Source organism: Sodalis sp. RH21 (genome assembly GCF_047324175.1).
GTDB lineage: Bacteria > Pseudomonadota > Gammaproteobacteria > Enterobacterales > Enterobacteriaceae > Acerihabitans.
The window spans coordinates 4,971,456-4,990,540 of record NZ_CP178732.1 but is presented as its reverse complement, the minus strand read 5'-3'; the positions used below and the strand labels follow the sequence as shown (position 1 = coordinate 4,990,540).

Sequence of the window (19,085 nt, the reverse complement as noted above, 5' to 3'; positions counted from 1 at the left end):
TGGACGCCTTTTTTTTATGCAAGGACTTAAGAGATGAGCAAACCCGTATTAGCAGTTGTCGGCCACGGCATGGTGGCCCACTATTTTCTGGAACAATTGGTCGAGCATCATTTGCACCGGCGCTACCGGATTGTCGTATTTGGCGCCGAGAGCCGGCCCGCTTACGACCGGGTGCATTTATCGGAATATTTTGCCGGCCGCAGCGCCGAATCGCTGTCGATGGTGGAAGACGGATTCTTTGCACGCCACGGCATCGAACTGCACGGCGCCAGTACCGTTACCGCCATCGATCGCCGGCGCAAATGCCTGACGGATAATCACGGCGCCACCCTTGGCTACGATCGGCTGGTGCTGGCCACCGGTTCCTACGCCTATGTCCCGCCGATCCCCGGCCATGACCGCCCGGGCTGCCTGGTATATCGCACCCTGGACGATCTGGACGCCATTGCCGCCCGGGCGCGCGATTCGCGCTCGGCGGCGGTGATCGGCGGCGGCCTGCTGGGATTGGAGGCCGCCAATGCGCTCAAGCATCTGGGCCTGGAGACCCACGTGGTGGAATTCGCCTCCCGGCTGATGGCGGTACAGCTTGACGACGGCGGCGCGGCGATGCTGCGCCAAAAAATCGAGGCGCTGGATGTCGTGGTGCACACCGCTAAAAACACCTTGGCGATCCTCGCCGGCGAGGACGGCGGCCTGCGCCTGGACTTTGCCGACGGTACCCATCTGGCTACGGATCTGGTGCTGTTTTCCGCCGGTATCCGCCCCAGGGATGAACTGGGCCGGGCCTGCGGCCTGCGGCTTGGCGCGCAGGGCGGGTTCGCCGTGGACGACCGCTGCGTGACTTCCGATGCCGATATTTACGCCATCGGCGAATGCGCCGCCTGGCGCGATCGGCTGTTCGGCCTGGTGGCCCCCGGTTATCAAATGGCGCGCACCCTGGCTTCCTGCCTGGCGGATCGGGACGCGGCCTTTACCGGCGCGGATTTAAGCACCAAGCTGAAGCTGCTTGGCGTCGAGGTGGCCTCCGTGGGGGATGCCCACGGCGCGACTCCCGGCAGCCAGAGCTACTCATGGACCGATGGTCCCGGGCAGGTGTATAAAAAAATCGTGGTCTCCGGCGATAAAAAACATTTACTGGGGGCGGTGCTGGTGGGCGATAGCGCCGATTACAGCACGTTGCAACAAATGGTGCTTAACGATATGGCTCCGCCGGACCGGCCGGAAAGCCTGATTCTGCCGGCCGGCGCCGGGGGCGCGCCGAAAGGGCCGGGGATCGCGGCCCTGCCGGACGGGGCGCAGATCTGCTCATGCCATAACGTCAGCAAAGGGGATATCCGCGCGGCGGTGGCGGCGGGAGCGGTCGACCTGGCGGCGGTCAAAGCCTGCACCAAGGCCGGTACCGGCTGCGGCGGCTGCGTGCCGCTGGTCAAGCAGGTGATGGAGTACGAGTTGTCGCAACTGGGCGTGGAGGTGAAGAAAGATGTCTGCGAGCATTTCGCCTACTCCCGCCAGGAGCTGTATCACCTGATTAGGGTGAATAATATCCGCACCTTTGAACAGTTGATTGCCCAACACGGCCACGGGCTGGGATGCGAGATCTGCAAGCCGCTGGCCGCTTCCCTGCTGGCGTCCTGCTGGAACGATTATGTGCTGCGGCCCGAGCATTTGCCGCTACAGGATACCAACGATCGGTTCTTAGCCAATATCCAGAAAGACGGCACCTATTCGGTGGTGCCGCGCATGCCCGCCGGGGAAGTCACCGCCGCGGGGCTTATCGCCATCGGCCAGGTGGCCGCGCGCTATAACCTCTATACCAAGGTCACCGGCGGACAGCGCATCGCCCTGTTCGGCGCCCGTATGGAGCAACTGCCGGTTATCTGGCGCGAGTTGGTGGACGCCGGCTTCGAAACCGGGCACGCCTATGGCAAATCCCTGCGCACCGTCAAATCCTGCGTCGGCTCGACCTGGTGCCGCTTTGGCGTGCAGGACTCCACCGGCCTGGCGGTCAGGCTGGAGAACCGCTACAAAGGGCTGCGTTCGCCGCATAAATTCAAAATGGGCGTTTCCGGCTGTACCCGTGAGTGCGCCGAAGCGCAGGGCAAGGATATCGGGGTGATTGCCACCGACAAGGGCTGGAATCTCTATGTGTGCGGCAACGGCGGCATGAAACCGCGCCACGCCGACCTGCTGGCCACCGATCTGGATGCCGATACGCTGATCGCCCTGGTCGACCGCCTGCTGATGTTTTATATCCGCACCGCCGATCGGCTGCAACGCACCAGCGCCTGGCTGGATAACCTGGAAGGCGGCCTTGAGTACCTGCGCCGGGTGATTATCGATGACCAACTGGGGATCTGCGCCGAGCTGGAGCGGGAAATGCAGTCGGTGGTGGCGAGTTATCAATGCGAATGGCATACCGCCCTGGCGGATAAAGACCGGCTGCCGCTGTTTCGCGCCTATCTCAACAGCGATCGGCCCGATGAAGCGGTGGTGATGGTGCCGCAGCGCCAGCAGGTGCGCCCGGCCACGGCCGCGGAAAAACCGCTGCCGGCGGCTTCCATGGTGCCGGCGGCGCAAACCGAAAGCTGGCTGCCGGTGTGCGATTTGGCGGCGATCCCGGCCAACGCGGGCATGGCCGCCAGGCTGGGGGAGCGGCAAATCGCGCTGTTCTATTTACCCGATAACGGCGGGCTACCTGATAACTGCGGGATACCCGGGCATGGCGGCCGGGTGTTTGCGTTATCCAACCTGGAGACGGGCAGCGGCGCCAACGTATTGGCCCGCGGGCTGGTGGGGGACGTGGCCGGCGAAGCGGTGGTGATTTCGCCGCTGTATAAAAAGCATTTCCGCCTGCGCGACGGGGTGTGCCTGGACGATGCCGGTCTGTCGGTGCCGGCCTGGCCGGTGGAAGTGCGCCAGGGCCGGGTCTGGGTCGCCACCAGCCCGCTGACGGCGCGGGAACCGGTGGCCGAACTCGATTAAAGCGCCCCCGGGGGATGGGCAACGCCCGGCCGCGGCGCTTAGCGGCCGTCGTTATGCCAGCCGCCGCCCAGGGCGACAATCAGCTGCACGCTGGCCGTCCATTGGGTGCTGCGCAGCGACAGCAGGTTTTGCTGCTGGGACAGGCTGGTGTTCTGGGTGGTGGCCACGTCCAGGTAATCAATCATCCCGGCCTGGTACTGGTTGAGGGTAACGCGGGCGGACTCCTGGGCGGACTCGGCGGCGCGCTGCTGCGCGGCGGTTTCCGCCTCCAGGGTGGACAGCTCGACCAGATAGTTTTCCACCTCCTGGAAGGCCTCAAGCACGCTCTGGCGGTAGCTGGCGACGCTGGCGTCGTAGCTGGCCCTGGCCTGCTCCACGCCGGCCTTGGTGGCGCCGAAGTCCAATAGCGTCCCGCTCAGCTCCGGTCCCAGCGACCATACCCGGTTCGGCATGGAGATCAGGTTATGCAGCACCGAACTCTGGAAGCCGCCGCTGGCGCTCAGGGTCAAATCCGGATAATAGGCCGCCTGGGCCACGCCCACGGCGGCATTGGCCGCGGCTACATTACGTTCCGCATAAGCGATATCGGGACGACGCTGCAATAATTGCGCGGGCAGTTCCACCGGGATTTGCGGCAAGGTGGCGATAAGCGGAGCGGGGGGCAGGCTGAACTGGGCCGGGGGCCGGCCAATCAGCACCGCCACGGCGTGCTCCAACTGGGCCCGCTGCCATTGCAGATCCAATGAGGAGGCCCTGGTGCTTTCCAACTGGGTTTGCGCCTGGGCCAGGGTGGCGCGCGATTCGCTCCCGACCCGGTATTTATTTTCAATGACATCGAGGTAGCGCTGATAGGCGTCAACGCTTTGCTGATATAACGCGATTTGCTGATCCATCACCCGCAGCTGAAAGTAAGCCTGCGCCAGTTCGGACTGGGCGCTGAGGGTAATATTGGCCAGCTCGGCCGCGCTGGCCTGGGCGCTGGCCTGGTTTTCCTCCAGGGTACGGCGCAGTTTTCCCCAAATATCCAGCTCCCAGCTAGCGCTGACCTGGGCTTCATGGGTATTGCCCACCGTACTGCGGTTGCCGCTGCGGGTGGTGTCCGCGGTGCCGGCAATGGTGGGATAAAGGTTAGAACGCGCGGCCGAGGTGAGCGCGCGCGCCTGACGGTACAGGGCTTCATATTGCGCCACGTTCTGGTTGGAGACTTTAACCTGGCTGAGCAACGCGGAGAGCGTGGGGTCCCGGTAGACGGCCCACCACTCCCCCTTGCCCAACTGGTCCTGCGGCATCGCCTGCGTCCAGCCTTTCGCCTGCTTAAACCCGGCCGGCACCACCGCGGTCGGGCGCTGGTAGTCCGGTCCCACCATACAGCCGGCAAGCGCCAGCGCCAGCGCCAGGGGGAGCAGCCTCAGGGTGAAATGTCTGGATATCATTATCATAAGTTCGCTGTGTATCAATTCGCTGTAAAAGTTAATAGGGATTAGCGGGTTTCTGGCCGCGCCGCGCCGGATTTGCCGTAACGCTGCCAGGCACTCCGGCTGGAGCGGCTCAGGCGATCGAGATACAGATAAACCACCGGGGTAGTGAACAGCGTCAGCAACTGGCTCAGCGCCAGTCCGCCGGCAATGGCCATTCCCAGCGGGCTGCGCAAATCCGCGTCGCCGCCGCTGCCCAGCGCCAGCGGCAGGGCGCCGAAAAACGCCGCCAGCGTGGTCATCATTATCGGGCGAAAGCGCATCAGGCAGGCTTGGGTAATGGCCTGCTGCGGGCTGAGTCCCTGCTTGCGCTCCGCCGCCAGCGCGAAATCGATCATCATAATGGCATTTTTCTTGACGATGCCGATTAACAGCAAAATGCCGATCAGGGCGATGACCGTAAGCTGGGTATCGGTGATAATCAGCAGCAACAGCGCGCCCAGCCCGGCGGACGGCAGGGTGGACAGAATGGTCAGCGGGTGGATATAACTTTCATAGAGCACCCCCAGCACGATATAGACCGCCGCCAGCGCCGCGAGTATCAGCCACGGCATGCTGGCGGTCAGGGAGGCGAAAGCCTTGGCGGTGCCCTGGAAGCCCGCCTGGATGGTGGTCGGCAAACCGATTTGCGCCATGGCGGTTTTAATCAGTTGCTGCGCCTGCTCAAGGGACACGCCGTCCGCCAGGTTAAAGGCCACGGTGCTGGTGGCGGATTGGCCCTGGTGCGCCACCGACAGGGACGCGTTGGCGCCGCTGAAGCTGGCAAAGGCGGCGATGGGGATCTGTTGGCCCGCCTCGTTTACCACCAGCAGATCGTTGAGGATCGCCGGATCGCCGGTGAAATCGTCGCTCAGGGTCATCACTACGTGATACTGATTCAGGGTCTTGTACCGGGTGGCGATTTGCCGCTGGCTAAAAGCGTTGTTGAGCAGGGTATCGAGCATCTTGACATTGACCCCCAGGCGGGTGGCTTTGTCGCGGTCGATATTAAGCATCACTTCCTGGCCGCCGGTTTGGGAATCAGCGTCCACGCCGGTCAGCTGCGGTATTTTTTCCAGCGCGGCTTTTACTTTCGGCGTCCAGATGCGCAGGGTATCCAAATCATCGGCCTGCAGGCTGTATTGATATAGCGCATTGGCGCTGCGCCCGCCGATATGCAGATCCTGGGCCGGCATTAAAAATAGCTGGATGCCTGGCTGGTTCAGCCCTTGGGCGGTCAGCCGGTTGGCCACCTGCGCCGCGTTGGCGTCGCGCTGCGAAAAGTCCTTCAGATGGACAAAAAAATTGGCGGTATTGCGCGAGCCGAACCCGCCGCTGCCCATGGAGGACAATACCCCGTCCACAGCCGGGTCCCGCTGGATCAGCCTGGAAAATTCTTCCACTTTGGGCTTCATCGCCTGGAACGATACGTTCTGGTCGGCGCGCAGCATGCCCATAAGCAGGCCGGTATCCTGGTTGGGAAAAAACCCCTTTTGCACCACGGTATACAGAAAAATATTGAGCATCACCGTCAGCAGCAGGCTGAACAGCGTTAGCCGCTGGTGCCGCATCACCCAGGCCAGCGCAATGGCATAACCGGCCAGCAGCCTGGCCAGGGCGCGTTCAATCAGCTCATAAAACCGGTTCGGCCTGCGGGTGACCGGCGCTTTGCGCCGCAGCAGCCGCGAACATAACATCGGCGTCAGGCTCAGGGAAACCAACATGGAAATCAGCAGCGAGACGGTCAGCGTCACCGCGAATTCGCGGAACAGGCGGCCGACAATGCTGCCCATCAGCAGGATGGGAATAAATACCGCCACCAACGACAGCGTCATGGCCAGCACCGTAAAGCTCACTTCCTGCGCGCCTTTGAGCGAGGCCCGCACCGGCCCCATGCCCTCTTCGATATACCGGGTGATATTCTCCAGCACCACAATGGCGTCGTCCACCACAAAGCCGGTACAGATAATCAGCGCCATCAGCGACAGGTTATCCAGGCTGTAGCCGAGCAGGTACATCACCGCGCAGGTGCCGATAATCGATACCGGCAACGCCAGGGCCGGGATAATCACCGCCTGCGCATTGCGCAGGAAAATAAACACCACGCCGATCACCAGGGCGATGGCGATCAGCAGCGTCTCTTCGGTATCGCGCAGCGAGGCGCGGATATTCGGCGATCGATCGACCACCATATGCAAACCGACATCGCCGGGCAGCGTGGCGGCCAGGGCCGGCAGGCGCGCCTTGATGGCGTCGATGGTCTCCAGCATATTGGCGCCCGCCTGGCGGGTGACGCCAATCATCACCGCCGGCGTCTGGTTGTAATAACCGACGTTATACTTATCTTCCACCGAATCGTAGACGGTGGCCACATCCCCGAGCCGCACGGCGGTGCCGTTTTGGTAGCTGACGATCAGCGCCCGGTAATCGCGCGCCAGATCCAGCTGGCCATTGCCGTCCACCACCCATGACTGCCGGTCCCCCTGTAATACGCCTTTGGGCAAATTGCTGGTGCTATTGGCCACGGCGCTGCGCACGGTATCCAGGGACAGGCCGAAATGGGTAATCATCTGCGGGCGCAGATCGATGCGCACCGCCGGCAGCGAGCTGCCCACCAGCGACACCTGGCCCACCCCGGTGACCTGGGCAATCTTTTGCTGGATCTCGCTGGACGCCAGGTCATAGAGCTGTCCGCTACTGCGGGTGGTGGAGGTTAGCGCCAGCATGACGATCGGCGCGTCGGACGGGTTGGCTTTGCGATAGGTGGGCAGCGACGGCATGCTGGAGGGCAGCAGGCTGCGCGCGGCGTTGATGGCGGCCTGCACGTCGCGCGCCGCGCCGTTGATATCCCGATCGAGATCAAACTGCAAAATCACGTTGGTGGAGCCTTGCGAACTGCTGGACGTCATTTCGCTGATGCCGGCGATTTGCCCCAGGGCGCGTTCCAGCGGCGTCGCCACCGTGGCGGCCATGGTTTCCGGGCTGGCGCCGGGCAGGCTGGCGCTGACCATAATCGTGGGAAAGTCCACCTGCGGCAGCGGCGCCACCGGCAGCAGCCGGTAGCCCAGGATGCCGAGCAGCAAAATCGCCAGCGTCAGCAGCAGCGTCGCCACCGGACGAAAAATAAACACCCGGGAGATATTCATCGGCGCTCCTGATTGCCGATCCGGCCCCACAGCCGCTGCCCGCGCTGCGACAGCCCGTCAAACCACAGGTAAATCACCGGCGTGGAAAACAGGGTTAATACCTGGCTGAAAATCAGTCCGCCGACGATCACCAACCCCAGCGGCCGGCGCAGCTCCGCGCCCGATCCGTGCGCCAGCATCAGCGGCAGCGCCCCGAGCAGGGCCGCCATGGTGGTCATCAGGATCGGCCGGAAGCGCAGCAGACAGGCCTGGTGGATCGCCTCGCGGGGCGTGAGATGCTGCCGGTGCTCCGCCTCCAGCGCAAAGTCGATCATCATAATGGCGTTCTTTTTAACGATCCCAATCAGCAGGATCACCCCGATCAGGGCAATCAGGCTGAACTCGGTATTGGCGAACAGCAGCGTCAGCAGGGCGCCCACCGCCGCCGACGGCAGGGTGGACAAAATGGTTACCGGGTGGATAAAACTCTCGTAAAGAATGCCCAGCACCACATACATGGTCAGCAGCGCCGCCAGGATCAGCCACAGGGTATTATCGGTGGAGTTCTGGAAAGCCGAGGTCTCGCCCTGATAGCGCAAGGTGATGCTGGCGGGCAATTGCAACTCGTCGGTGGCGCTTTGTATGGCCTTTTGCGCCTGTTCCAGCGAGTAGCCGGTGTGCAGGTTAAACGACAGGGTGACCGCCGGGAATTGGTTCAACCTGGCGTATAGCAGCGACCCGGTGCGCAGGTGGATGCGCGCTATGGAGGTGAGTTTTACCATGGCGCCGGCGGTAGCGGCGGCGGTAGCGGTGCTGGTGGTGCTGGTGGTGCCGGAGGTCGTGCTGGCGGCCGACGTGCCGCTGGTACTATCGTTCAGGTTGGCCGCCAGATAAATATCATCGAACGACGCCGGCGACTGCTGATACTTCGGCAGGACCTCAAGCACCACGCGGTACTGATTGGATTGGGTGAAAATGGTCGAAACCAGGCGCTGCCCGAAGGCGTTATATAACGCATTATCCACGTCAGCGGCGGTGATGCCGTAGCGCGCCGCAGCGTCGCGGTTCAACTCCACATACGCGACCTGCCCCTGGTCCTGCAGGTTGCTCACCACGTCGCTGAATTCCGGACGCTGTTGCAGCTTGGCCACCAATTTCGGCGTCCAGGCAACCAGATTTTCGCTATCCGCATCGTCGAGGGTGAACTGATACTGGCTGGGCGTCACCTGATCGTTGACGGTCAAATCCTGGGCGGATTGCATATAAAGTTCGATGCCGGCAACATTTTGCGTGGCCTGTTTCAACTGGGTAATAATCGCATCGGAACGCGCGTCGCGATCCGCGAACGGTTTCAGGTTGATTTGCAGCCGGCCGCTGTTAAGACTGGTATTATTGCCGTCGATGCCGATGGTGGATGAAACGCTCTCCACCGCCGGGTTTTTCAGGATGACATCCGCCAGGCGCTGCTGGCGTACGCCCATTTCACCGAACGAGACATCCTGCGAAGCCACGGTAATCCCCTGGATCAACCCCGTATCCTGGGGTGGGAAGAACCCCTTGGGCACCATTATGTACAGCAGCGCGGTCAGCGCCAGGGTCGCCAGGGCCACCAGCAGCATCAGGCGCTGGTGGTCGAGCACCACCGTCAGCCAGCGGTCATAGCCGGCTACCAGCCGGTCGAACAGCTGGCCGCCTTTGCGGTTGAAGCGGCTCTGTTTTTCCACCGGGATATGGCGCAGCAAATAGGCGCACAGCATCGGCGTCAGCGTCAGCGACACTATCATGGAAACCAGGATCGCCACCGCCAGGGTGATGGCGAATTCCCGGAACAGGCGTCCCACCACGTCGCCCATAAACAGCAGGGGGATCAGTACCGCTATCAGCGAAAAGGTCAGCGAGATAATGGTAAAGCCGATCTGCGCCGACCCGTTAAGGGCGGCCTGCATGGGGGTTTCACCGTTTTCCAGGCGGCGCGAGATATTCTCCACCACCACGATGGCGTCATCGATCACAAAACCGGTGGCCACCGTCAGCGCCATCAGCGACAGGTTGTTGAGGCTAAAGCCGGCCAGATACATAACGCCGAAGGTGCCGACCAGCGACAGCGGCACGGCGATGCTGGGGATAAGCGTCGCCGCCAGATTACGCAGGAACACAAAGGTGACCATCACCACCAGGGCAATGGACAGCAGCAGTTCAAACTGCACGTCGCTGATGGAAGAGCGGATGGTCTGGGTGCGATCCGATAAAATCTCCACCTTGACCCCGTCGGGCAGCGCGGCCTGGAGCGTGGGCAATTGGGCCTTGATATTATCCACCACCGAGATCACGTTGGCGCCGGGCTGGCGCTGCACGCTGATTACGATGGCCGGACGGCGGTTGGCCCAGGCGGACTGGAATACGTTTTCCTCCGCCTCGTCGATTTGCGCGATATCCCGCAGGCGCAGCGCGGCGCCGTTCTGGTAGGTCAGGATCAGATTGCCGTACTCCGCCGCCGTGCGCAGCTGATCGTTGGCATCGATGGTGATGGAATGGTGCTTGCCGTCGAACCCGCCTTTCGACCCGTTGACGTTGCTCTCGCCAATCAAGGTATTAACATCTTCCAGCGTGAGGTTGCGCGCCGCCAGGGCATGGGGGTCCATGCGCACCCGGATCGCCGGCTGGTGGCCGCCGGCCAGGGTCACCATGCCCACCCCGGAAATCTGCGACAGCTTCAGGGCGATGCGGGTATTGACCAAATCCTGCACCTTGATCAGCGGCAGGGTATCGGCGGTGGCGGCAAGCGTAATGACCGCCGTATCCGCCGGATTGACCTTTTTATAGGTGGGCGGGTTGGGCAAGTCGGTGGGCAGCAGGCTGTCGGCGGCGTTAATGGCCGCTTGCACCTCCTGCTCGGCCACGTCGAGGGAGAGGTCGAGCGTGAATTTCAGGGTAATAACCGACGCGCCGCCGGAGCTGGTGGAATACATTTGGCCCAGGCCCGCCATCTGCCCCAATTGGCGCTCCAGCGGGGCGGTGATGGACGAGGCCATTACGCTGGGGCTGGCGCCGGGATAAAGCGTCGTTACCTGGATGGTGGGGTAATCCACCTGCGGCAGGGCGGAAGTGGACAACATGCGATAGGCAAAAACACCGGCGATAAGCACGCCGATCATCAATAAAATCGTGGCCACGGGGCGCTGGATAAACAGACGGGAAGGATTCATTGTGCGGTCACGCTTTTGCTTTCCGTCGTATTCGCCGCCGCCGCATTCACCACCGAAACCTTGCTGCCGGTATTAAGGCGATCGATGCCCTCCGTCACCACGCGTTCTCCCGGGGCGACGCCGGACAAGACGGCCTGCATATCATCGCCAAACACCGGCCCGGATTTAACCGCCCGGCGGTCCACGGTGTTGTCCGCCTTGATGACATACACAAACTCCCCCTCGCTGCTCAGTTGCATGGCCTGGGCGGGGATCACCGTGGCCCCGGTCAGCGTGCCGGTTTGCAGCCGTATATTCACGAATTGGTTGGGATAAAGATGCTCATCGTTATTTGCAAAAATCGCCTTCAGCTTGATACTGCCGGTATCGCTGTCTATCTCATTGCTGATAAAATTCAGTTCGCCCTGGTCCAGCACCGTGGTGCCGTCCTGATCGATAGCCGTCGCCGGCAGGGATTGACCCTGGTGCAGCGTCTTCAATAACGTGGGGATATGGGCCTGCGGCAGGCTGAACGTGACCGCGATAGGCTGGGTCTGGGTGATGGTCACGATGCCGGTGGCATCGCTGCTATGCACCATATTGCCGGCGTCAACCAGCCGTAATCCCACCCGGCCGGCGACCGGCGCGGTGATGCGGGCATATTCCAGGTTGAGTTTCGCCGCGTCGATTTGCGCCCGATCGGCTTTAAGCGTGCCCAGGTACTGGCCCACCGTCGCGGTCTGGCTTTCTAAATCCTGGCGGGCCAGGGAATCCTGGGCGAACAGGGTTTTATACCGGGCCAGCGTAAGCTGCGCGCTTTTCAACAGCGCCTGGTTTTGCGCCAGTTCCCCCTGGTATTGCTCCAGGGTGGCCTGGTAGCTGCGCGGATCGATTTGCGCCAATAGCTGCCCTTGGGCGACTTTTTGCCCTTCGGCAAAATAAACCTGCATTAATTGCCCGTCCACCCGGCTGGTGACGGTTACGCTGGCGTTCGCCACTACGGTGCCCAGAGCGGAAAGATACACCGGCACATCCGCCTGTTTGGCGGTGCCGCTATGGACCGGGGTGGCAAGGCCCATGCCCATACCCATGCCCGGTTTGCCAGGGCCTGTGCCGGAAGGATGACGGAGGAAAAAAAACAACAGCACAGCAGCTATCAGTAACAGCGCCACGACAAGGAAGACGATATTACGCCATTTGATTTTTCGTTGTGGATGGGTTTTCATGCGATAGGGGCGGCCAATGGTGGGCTAAGGTTCATCATCGTACTAGGATAAAGTAATTTGCCCGTCGATATTGTAAAAGTTTCGTCAAAAACCGTTTCACTTCTGCGTGGAATTGCGCCGCCGGCTGGGTGGAAAACACCGGTACCGCAAGCGAAACCCGCCGCCGCTCGCCCTTTTCAGCCAGAAATAGCGATAGCAGTGGATTATTCGGTGCGTTTAAATAACAGTAAGCATGTTCTATTATATAATATACTCACTATCTATTTGAATATTATCTTCAAATTAGTATTTTGTAAATTAATGGCCTGAAATGTATATGCTTCCTATATAAAAATAAATCGCCATTGGTTAATGGGGGATTATTGCTGATATTTTAAAGGGTTAACCGCAGAGATGCGTATTTTTAAGCGACGATTAACTCTGGTGTGCATGTTTTGATAAGGTTAAAAATGTTAAAATAAATAATTAAGTTTGAATTTTCTTGCTTCCCGTTGGCGATTATCACGCTAAAATAGCGCCATAATGCATTTCCTGAAACAGGATTATGGATAACTTTACTCTTCTATTTGCCCGCTAATTTGACAGTCGCCCCGCTCACTATATAATCACCTCGAATTCGCATTTTATTGCCACTGCTATTATTGCGCTTCTGGACTGCATTAGAATAAATATATAAACATATTCATTAATTGAATGATAAATTTATTTTATCTCATTCCGAGAACGGCAGAGGCATAAGGTTAACTATTATTTTAATGTTTTTATGATCTGCGCGACAAACGGTATCGCCATATGCTTGTAAGCTGTATTCATGAAAGGGTTGTTATCCAGGAATAATATTGCCGAAACAGCGGGTGCGAAGGCAGAACGGCGGCCGCAGGGCGATAGTTCGTTGAAATAATTGCGAGATGATGATCATATAAAGCAATATTTTATAATCTTTTAAATAATAGCATTATTAATGATTGTAGTTCGTTTTATTAATTTTATGGTTAAGTCCATTGCAAGCGTGTGGTTATCGCTCTCAAACACAGTAATCGTTGAAAAAACGAGACGTATTGATGAAGCATACAGTGGTCATGCCATAGGCTCAATTTAGTGAAGGTATACATTTAAATTCTATTAATTTAATGGTAGGGGGCTAAATATGATTACGACATTCGATGAATCACCAGCTGAAAAATCCTTTCCAGCGCCTCTTCCTATTAAAGGAATAAGAAAAGAGGTGATCAACCATTTTAAAGTGCAGTATACGTTTGGTGATTTTATCCTTAACTCAACGCGTATTCTGTTTTACAAAGACCAGAAAATCAGTATCTCCCCCAAAGAACTCGGGGTGCTGATCCTGCTGCTGGAGTCCGCGGGCGAAGTGGTCACCAAAGATCGGCTCATCAACGAAGTCTGGTCCGGCGGCAATGTGGCCGAAGAGTCCCTTACGCGCTGTATCTATGTCCTGCGCCGCCTCCTGCAGGAAGGTAAACACAACCGGTTTATCGATACGGTTTATGGCAAAGGGTATCGTTTTACGCTGCCCGTAACCCGCATCACCCCAGCGGAAAAGGCCGCCACCGGCAGCGCCAACGCCATTGTCGCCGTACTGCCGTTTGACATGACCGGCCATTTGGATACGCTGGGCTTGCATGACTCCCTCGTGCAGGAAATGAGCGGATACGCATCGGCGGGGCTGCACGTCTTGCCCTCTTCGCTGACGTTGAGTTGCCGCTCGGTGCAGTCAACCCTGGAATTGCTGGAGAAAATCCGGCCGGATTATTACCTGACCGGTTATGAATTAAGCCTGGGAAACCAGCCGTCGTTGCGTATTGAATTAATCCGTACGCACGATCATTTTGTCATGCACCGCGAGGGTATTTCCCTTGACGCCGGACTGACTAATGACCGGGTGAAAAATCTTCTCAGGCCCCTTATCTTGCGCCATATCCCCGGCTTGAAAGCCGCCCGGGACGCAGCGGCCGGGCCGGTGCGTGAACCTTCCTGCGCAGCATGGCTGCGGGAAGGACGCAGCGCTTTCATGGCGTATACCCCCGACAGCCTGAACCAGGCGCTGGGATTATTCCAGCAGTGCCGCCAATCCATACCTGATGACATCACCCTGCTTTGCCATCTGGCGGAGTGCTATTTCGCCCTGGGTCAATTGGGGATGATGGAGCTAGACGGCGCATTGCAGGAATGCGGCGAGTTAGTGGACCAGGTGCTGGCTAAAGCGGCCGACCATCCGCTGGCGCTGGCGATGAGCGGGGTGCTGCACGGGCTGAACGGCGATTACGGCCAGGCCGCGGAAATGTTTCGCCAGGCGCTGGCGCTGTCCGCGGATAACCCTTCGGTTAATTATTATTATGCGTGGCATTTGTTTATTGTCGGGGAAATCACCCGCGCGCTGTATTTTGCCCGCCAGGTGGATCAAACATTACCCGGGGCCATCGCCACGCAGGTATTGATGATGTGGCTGGAATACTGCAACGGCAACCCATCCGCCGCGCTCGGCATCGCGGAACGGCAGCGCGGCGCGGCTATGTCCCATCCGGTGCTGTTAAGCATGAAAGCGGTGATTTTATGCGGCGAAGGCCAGCCGCGGCATGCGCTGGAACTCATCGGCCATCTTCGGCACGGCGGCGAGCGGGACGGTATCGTTTATTTCAACACTCTTTATACCCGTTTATTTTCCGAACCCGCCGGCGCGAATAGCGAACAGGTGACGCGAATAATGAAACAGTCAAAGCACCTGATGCCCTCGGCCTTGCTGCCGGTGATTTTGCGGTGCCAGGGGATGCGCGCCGCCAAAAAATGGTATGACCAGCTGTCCACCTCGTCTTCGACCTGTTTAATGCTCTGGCGTCACGATCCCCGGGTCAAGTCGCTGTATGGCGCGCAGGAGGGTGAATAAACCATCATGATGGTACGACATTTGGCCGTGTGGTTATTTGTGCTGCTGGCCACCACGCCGGCGTTGGCCAACTGCTGGTCGGACGCCGAACGGCATTTTGGAATCGAGGCCCGGTTGCTGCAGGCGATTGCGATCGCCGAGTCCAACATGAACCCCGCCGCGCTGGGCATCAATAAAGACGGCAGCCGGGATATCGGTCTTATGCAGATCAACAGTATCCATTTGCCCCGCCTGCAAAAACTCGGCATCGACGAAAAGCATCTGTACGAGGATAGCTGCGTTTCGATAATGGTCGGCGCCTCGGTGCTGGCGGATATGATGAAGCGGTATGGATATTCCTGGGAAGCGGTGGGCGCATATAATGCCGGCACGGCGGCCGGGCGCCAGAAAGTACGGATGAATTACGCCCGCCGCGTATGGCAACATTATCAGGTATTAACACCGGCGGCTAATAAGTGATCTTACTTATATGTGAAGTCATTTACTTAATGGTCTATTTCCCGCCAGCGTGAAAGAATATAAAAGCAGCCAAAACATTAGACCCTGAATCAGATTCCCATCATGATTTCTCAAAAACATAAAGGCATTATTATGAATGTAAAGTTAAATCAAAAGAGAGCGGGGCTAATTATGAACAAGGATAATATTGTTTTACCTAGCACTCTGCTCGTTGCAAACGCCAAACAGGATATTACCGATCCCAGATGCTGGCTGCTTGATGCCAGGGAGCAGGACTGCCTGATTCGCTTTCAGTCGGCGCAGGCAACCGCAAAATTAAATATAACGCAAGGCTGGCGCGGTATTTTAGTTATGAACCGGGTCAATCTGGAAGTGCTGGCCGGGCGGGTGAATCATCAGGAACTACCTTTATTTGCGCTGGTGAAACTTCAGGTATTCATCGATGAATCCCGCGGCTTGTCATTAAAATACGATCAGCAACAGCATTGGCAAAGCATAAAACTGAGCGACTATCCGCAAATAGCCACCTGTAGCGATGTTGAACGCTGGCTGCTATCGCAAACCCAGGCTCTTCCGGAGGAAATGGCCATGCTGGCCGCATTCCTGCGCCGCACCGAGTGGTATTGGTTAATCCGGTTTCTATTAAACGAGTCGGTAAATAGCGACAAGCTACATGAATTGGGCGAGCGTTATGGGTTGTCTTATTCCCATTTCCGCCGCTTATGCCGTAATGCGTTAGGTAATTCCGCCAAAAATGAATTACGGGGCTGGCGTATCGCGCGGGCTTTGCTGGATGTCGTCGAAGAAGGACAAAGCCTGACGGAGGCCGCCATGCGGCATGGTTATGCCTCCTCCTCGCATCTCTCGAATGATATTCGGGATGCATTCGGTGTTTCCCCCCGGGGATTATGGAACATGATCAATAAGAAATCGGAAAAATGAAATCTCATAAATTAATCAAAGGCAGTCTGCTCTGCTGGTGCCTGATGGGCAGCGCGCTGCCGGGTCTGATACACGCCAACCCCCTGGCCCCGGGAGCGGACGCCGGCGCCGAAGGATATATTGCCAATAAAGACGGCTTGAAAATATTTTTCGATGCCTTGTCATCCCGGCTGGGCAAACCCGCGATTGTCAGCAAACTCGCGGCGCGCAAACAAATCAGCGGCGAGTTTGATTTCAGTAACCCAGAGGCTCTGCTGGAAAAAATATCCCGGCAGTTAGGCTTAATCTGGTATTCGGATGGGCAGGCTATCTACGTTTATGACGCGGGTGAAATGCGCAATTCAGTGATGTCGCTGAATCATATTTCACTGAGTTCACTTGAGAGTTTTTTGCGGCAATCAAAATTGCACGACAAGCGTTATCCCCTGCGCGGCGATAATAACAGCGGCACATTTTATATTTCCGGGCCGCCGGTCTATGTGGATATGGTGTTGAACACCGCCAAGTTTATGGATGAACAGCCCGGCAATCAAGGCAGCGGTGAAAAAGCCGCGGTTATTCACCTGAGCAATACGTTCGTCGGCGATCGCACTTTCGAGCTGCGCGGCGAGCAAGTCACCATTCCCGGCATCGCCACGGTAATCGAACAATTATTGCGCGGCGCCGACAAAGGCGTGGCGCCCAATGTGCAGCGGCTGACGCCCGACGCCATGCCGGCGCCGCAGATGCCTGAATTCAATATCGAGAATATATCGGCCGCCGGGCCGCCGTTCCAGCCGAGGGCGAGCCTGGCCGAAGCGCTGCGCGCCGAGACGGCGGCCGGGCCTATCAGCGTCATTGCCAACCCTGATACCAACAGCCTGCTGGTAAAAGGCACCCCGAAACAGGTGCAGCTAGTCACCAATCTGGTCGCGGCGCTGGATACGTCAAAACGCCATGTCGAATTGTCGCTCTGGATCGTCGATGTGCAAAAAGAAGACCTGGAAAATATCGGCGTGAATTGGCAGGGATCGGTCAATATCGGCAGCCAGCTGGGCGTCAATTTTAACGGCGGGTCTTATTCCACCCTCGACGGGGCGCGGTTCGTCGCGTCCATCCACGCGCTATCGCAAAAAAACCGGGCGAATATCGTTTCCCGCCCGGTAGTCCTGACCCAGGAAAATGTGCCGGCCATCTTTGATAACAACCGCACGTTTTATACGCAGCTGATTGGCGAGCGCACCGTCGACCTGCAGCATGTCACTTATGGCACCATGGTCAGCGTCTTGCCGCGTTTTGCCGCCAACGGACAGATCGAAATGGTGCTCAATATCGAGGATGGCAACGAAATCCCGATGAACAACGAATCGGCCAACAGCGTTTTGCCGAAAGTCGGGCGTACCAAGATCAGCACCATTGCCCGGGTGCCGAAAGGCAAAAGCCTGTTAATCGGCGGCTATACCCGCGACGAAACCTCCGGTAAAACGGCCAAAATCCCGGTATTGGGCAGTATTCCCCTGGTCGGCGGAATGTTCAGTTATAAACAGGCCAGCCAGTCCAATATGGTGCGTATTTTCCTGATCCAGCCCCGTGAAATCACCGAGCCGATAGAGTCGGATGCCGGCGAGTTCGTACAGGAATTCATCAAAAATCGCGAGCCCGAGCTGTTGGCGGATTGGTCGCGCAACTATCTGGACAGTCAGAAATGGCGCTAAACATAAATAGTAACCTACCGGTCTATGCCACCCCCGGCCGATCGGAACGTCCCAATGCCCGCCAGCGTTCCGAGTCCGCCACGACCGGGACGGCGGCCGACGAAATAAAAGCGGACGAGACGCCGGCCGGGCGGGTGCAAAAATTTGTCCAGGCCAGCGACGAATTATCGGCCGCGGCGTCGCAGTTCAGCAATCGGCGCCAATACGAAAAGAAGGGCGATTCCCTGTCCGAGGGGTTCGAGCGTGTCCTTGATGAGGATACCGTGCCGAAAGCGAAATCATTGCTGAAGGTATCGGCGGCGGCGGATATTTCCATTGAAAACCTGCTGCGCCACGCCCGTTCGCTGTTTCCCGACGATAGCGATCTGGTGTTGGTGCTGCGCGAGCTGTTGCGCCAGCGTCAACTGAGCGAAAAAAGCAAAACGCTGCTCAAGGCCATGCTGCAACAGGTGGAGGAGCACGCCGGTCCGCGCGACCTGCAGGCCGGGATCAATTGCGGGTTAAAAGCCAGGCTCTTTGGCCAAAAATACCTGGAATTGAAACCGGCCCTGCTGCGCGGCAGCTATCGTCGGTTTCTGCAAAGCGAGCGGGACGGCATTGAAGATTATAAAGACTGGATTGCGGGTTACGGTTATCAATACCGCGGCGTGGTGCTGGATTTCATCGAGTCGGCGCTGCTGACGGATATTGACTCCCAGGACCCCAGCTGTTCCAGGATGGAATTTGGCGGATTAATCAACAAACTGGGCCAGTTAAAACGGCTGCGATCCGCGGATAGTTTATTCATTAAAAAATTATTATCCAATAAAGCAATCGCTGGTTTAAATAAGCCTGAGCAGGACTGGCTGATATTGCTGTTTTCACTATTGCGGCAGCCGGCGGCAATAGGCGGCCATCTCAATGCTTTATTAGGCGAAGACGTGTTGCTGGCATATCATCATGAGCGATCGGCTCTTCTGCAAACTATATATAGTGCATGTAAATTATTACCACATGAACTATTTGAAAACAGTGAATGTGTCTACCTGCTGCTAGGCGAGCTCGAAAGGCTGGCCGCTATCGCCTATAAGCATGAGCTGATTGAGAAAAGACGAGATCAATAACTTTCCACCTCCG

At 58.1% G+C, this 19,085-nt stretch carries 9 protein-coding genes and 1 pseudogene; 6 read left to right on the top strand and 4 right to left on the bottom strand.

The genetic code is table 11. From position 1 onward, the window contains the following. Positions 1 to 33: 33 nt before the first annotated feature. Positions 34 to 2,982 (top strand): annotated as a pseudogene (nirB, locus tag ACL2XP_RS23105) (nitrite reductase large subunit NirB); the annotation flags it as partial. Positions 2,983 to 3,020: 38 nt separating this feature from the next. Here the strand turns inward: nirB and ACL2XP_RS23100 are convergent. From ACL2XP_RS23100 to ACL2XP_RS23085, 4 genes are read right to left on the bottom strand one after another with little or no spacing between them, the layout of a single operon-like run. Next, a complete protein-coding gene (locus ACL2XP_RS23100; RefSeq protein WP_413735614.1) occupies positions 3,021 to 4,415 on the bottom strand; it encodes an efflux transporter outer membrane subunit in 1,395 nt (464 codons plus the stop codon). A gap of 47 nt (positions 4,416 to 4,462) precedes the next feature. After that, positions 4,463 to 7,582: an efflux RND transporter permease subunit gene (locus tag ACL2XP_RS23095; protein WP_413735612.1), complete on the bottom strand. Its 3,120-nt coding sequence runs from the start codon at positions 7,580 to 7,582 to the stop codon at positions 4,463 to 4,465. Further along, complete coding sequence (locus ACL2XP_RS23090) at positions 7,579 to 10,767, bottom strand: efflux RND transporter permease subunit (protein WP_413735610.1); 3,189 nt, start codon at positions 10,765 to 10,767, stop codon at positions 7,579 to 7,581. The genes ACL2XP_RS23095 and ACL2XP_RS23090 overlap by 4 nt, the downstream gene beginning before the upstream one ends. Further along, a complete protein-coding gene (locus ACL2XP_RS23085) occupies positions 10,764 to 11,972 on the bottom strand; it encodes an MdtA/MuxA family multidrug efflux RND transporter periplasmic adaptor subunit (protein WP_413735609.1) in 1,209 nt (402 codons plus the stop codon). The genes ACL2XP_RS23090 and ACL2XP_RS23085 overlap by 4 nt, the downstream gene beginning before the upstream one ends. A 1,225-nt stretch (positions 11,973 to 13,197) precedes the next feature. On the opposite strand from ACL2XP_RS23085, the gene ACL2XP_RS23080 reads away from it, so the two are divergent. The 5 genes from ACL2XP_RS23080 to sctW all read left to right on the top strand — a co-directional run bounded on the left by ACL2XP_RS23080 (position 13,198) and on the right by sctW (position 19,072). Continuing rightward, the gene (locus ACL2XP_RS23080; protein ID WP_413735608.1) at positions 13,198 to 14,874 is read left to right on the top strand and encodes a winged helix-turn-helix domain-containing protein; all 1,677 of its coding nucleotides are present in this window, start codon (positions 13,198 to 13,200) and stop codon (positions 14,872 to 14,874) included. A 6-nt stretch (positions 14,875 to 14,880) separates the two neighbouring features. Then, positions 14,881 to 15,333 carry a type III secretion system invasion protein IagB gene (gene iagB / locus ACL2XP_RS23075; protein ID WP_413735607.1) on the top strand — a complete coding sequence of 151 codons (453 nt, stop codon included), beginning with the start codon at positions 14,881 to 14,883 and terminating at the stop codon, positions 15,331 to 15,333. 171 nt (positions 15,334 to 15,504) lie between these two features. Beyond that, positions 15,505 to 16,275 (top strand): helix-turn-helix domain-containing protein, encoded by a 771-nt coding sequence (locus ACL2XP_RS23070; protein ID WP_413735605.1) that lies wholly within the window; start codon positions 15,505 to 15,507, stop codon positions 16,273 to 16,275. Further along, positions 16,272 to 17,969: a type III secretion system outer membrane ring subunit SctC gene (sctC, locus tag ACL2XP_RS23065; RefSeq protein WP_413735603.1), complete on the top strand. Its 1,698-nt coding sequence runs from the start codon at positions 16,272 to 16,274 to the stop codon at positions 17,967 to 17,969. The genes ACL2XP_RS23070 and sctC overlap by 4 nt, the downstream gene beginning before the upstream one ends. Next, entirely contained in the window at positions 17,960 to 19,072 is a 1,113-nt protein-coding gene (gene sctW, locus ACL2XP_RS23060) for a type III secretion system gatekeeper subunit SctW (RefSeq protein ID WP_413735601.1), read from the top strand. The genes sctC and sctW overlap by 10 nt, the downstream gene beginning before the upstream one ends. Positions 19,073 to 19,085 lie beyond the last annotated feature (13 nt).

Excerpts from the sequence above, each read along its gene's own strand:
- ACL2XP_RS23085 (WP_413735609.1), bottom strand. The coding sequence starts at position 11,972 with ATGAAAACCCATCCACAACGAAAAATCAAATGGCGTAATATCGTCTTC.
- ACL2XP_RS23090 (WP_413735610.1), bottom strand. The coding sequence starts at position 10,767 with ATGAATCCTTCCCGTCTGTTTATCCAGCGCCCCGTGGCCACGATTTTA.
- ACL2XP_RS23095 (WP_413735612.1), bottom strand. The coding sequence starts at position 7,582 with ATGAATATCTCCCGGGTGTTTATTTTTCGTCCGGTGGCGACGCTGCTG.
- iagB (WP_413735607.1), top strand. The coding sequence starts at position 14,881 with ATGATGGTACGACATTTGGCCGTGTGGTTATTTGTGCTGCTGGCCACC.
- ACL2XP_RS23100 (WP_413735614.1), bottom strand. The coding sequence starts at position 4,415 with ATGATATCCAGACATTTCACCCTGAGGCTGCTCCCCCTGGCGCTGGCG.
- sctW (WP_413735601.1), top strand. The coding sequence starts at position 17,960 with ATGGCGCTAAACATAAATAGTAACCTACCGGTCTATGCCACCCCCGGC.
- ACL2XP_RS23070 (WP_413735605.1), top strand. The coding sequence starts at position 15,505 with ATGAACAAGGATAATATTGTTTTACCTAGCACTCTGCTCGTTGCAAAC.
- sctC (WP_413735603.1), top strand. The coding sequence starts at position 16,272 with ATGAAATCTCATAAATTAATCAAAGGCAGTCTGCTCTGCTGGTGCCTG.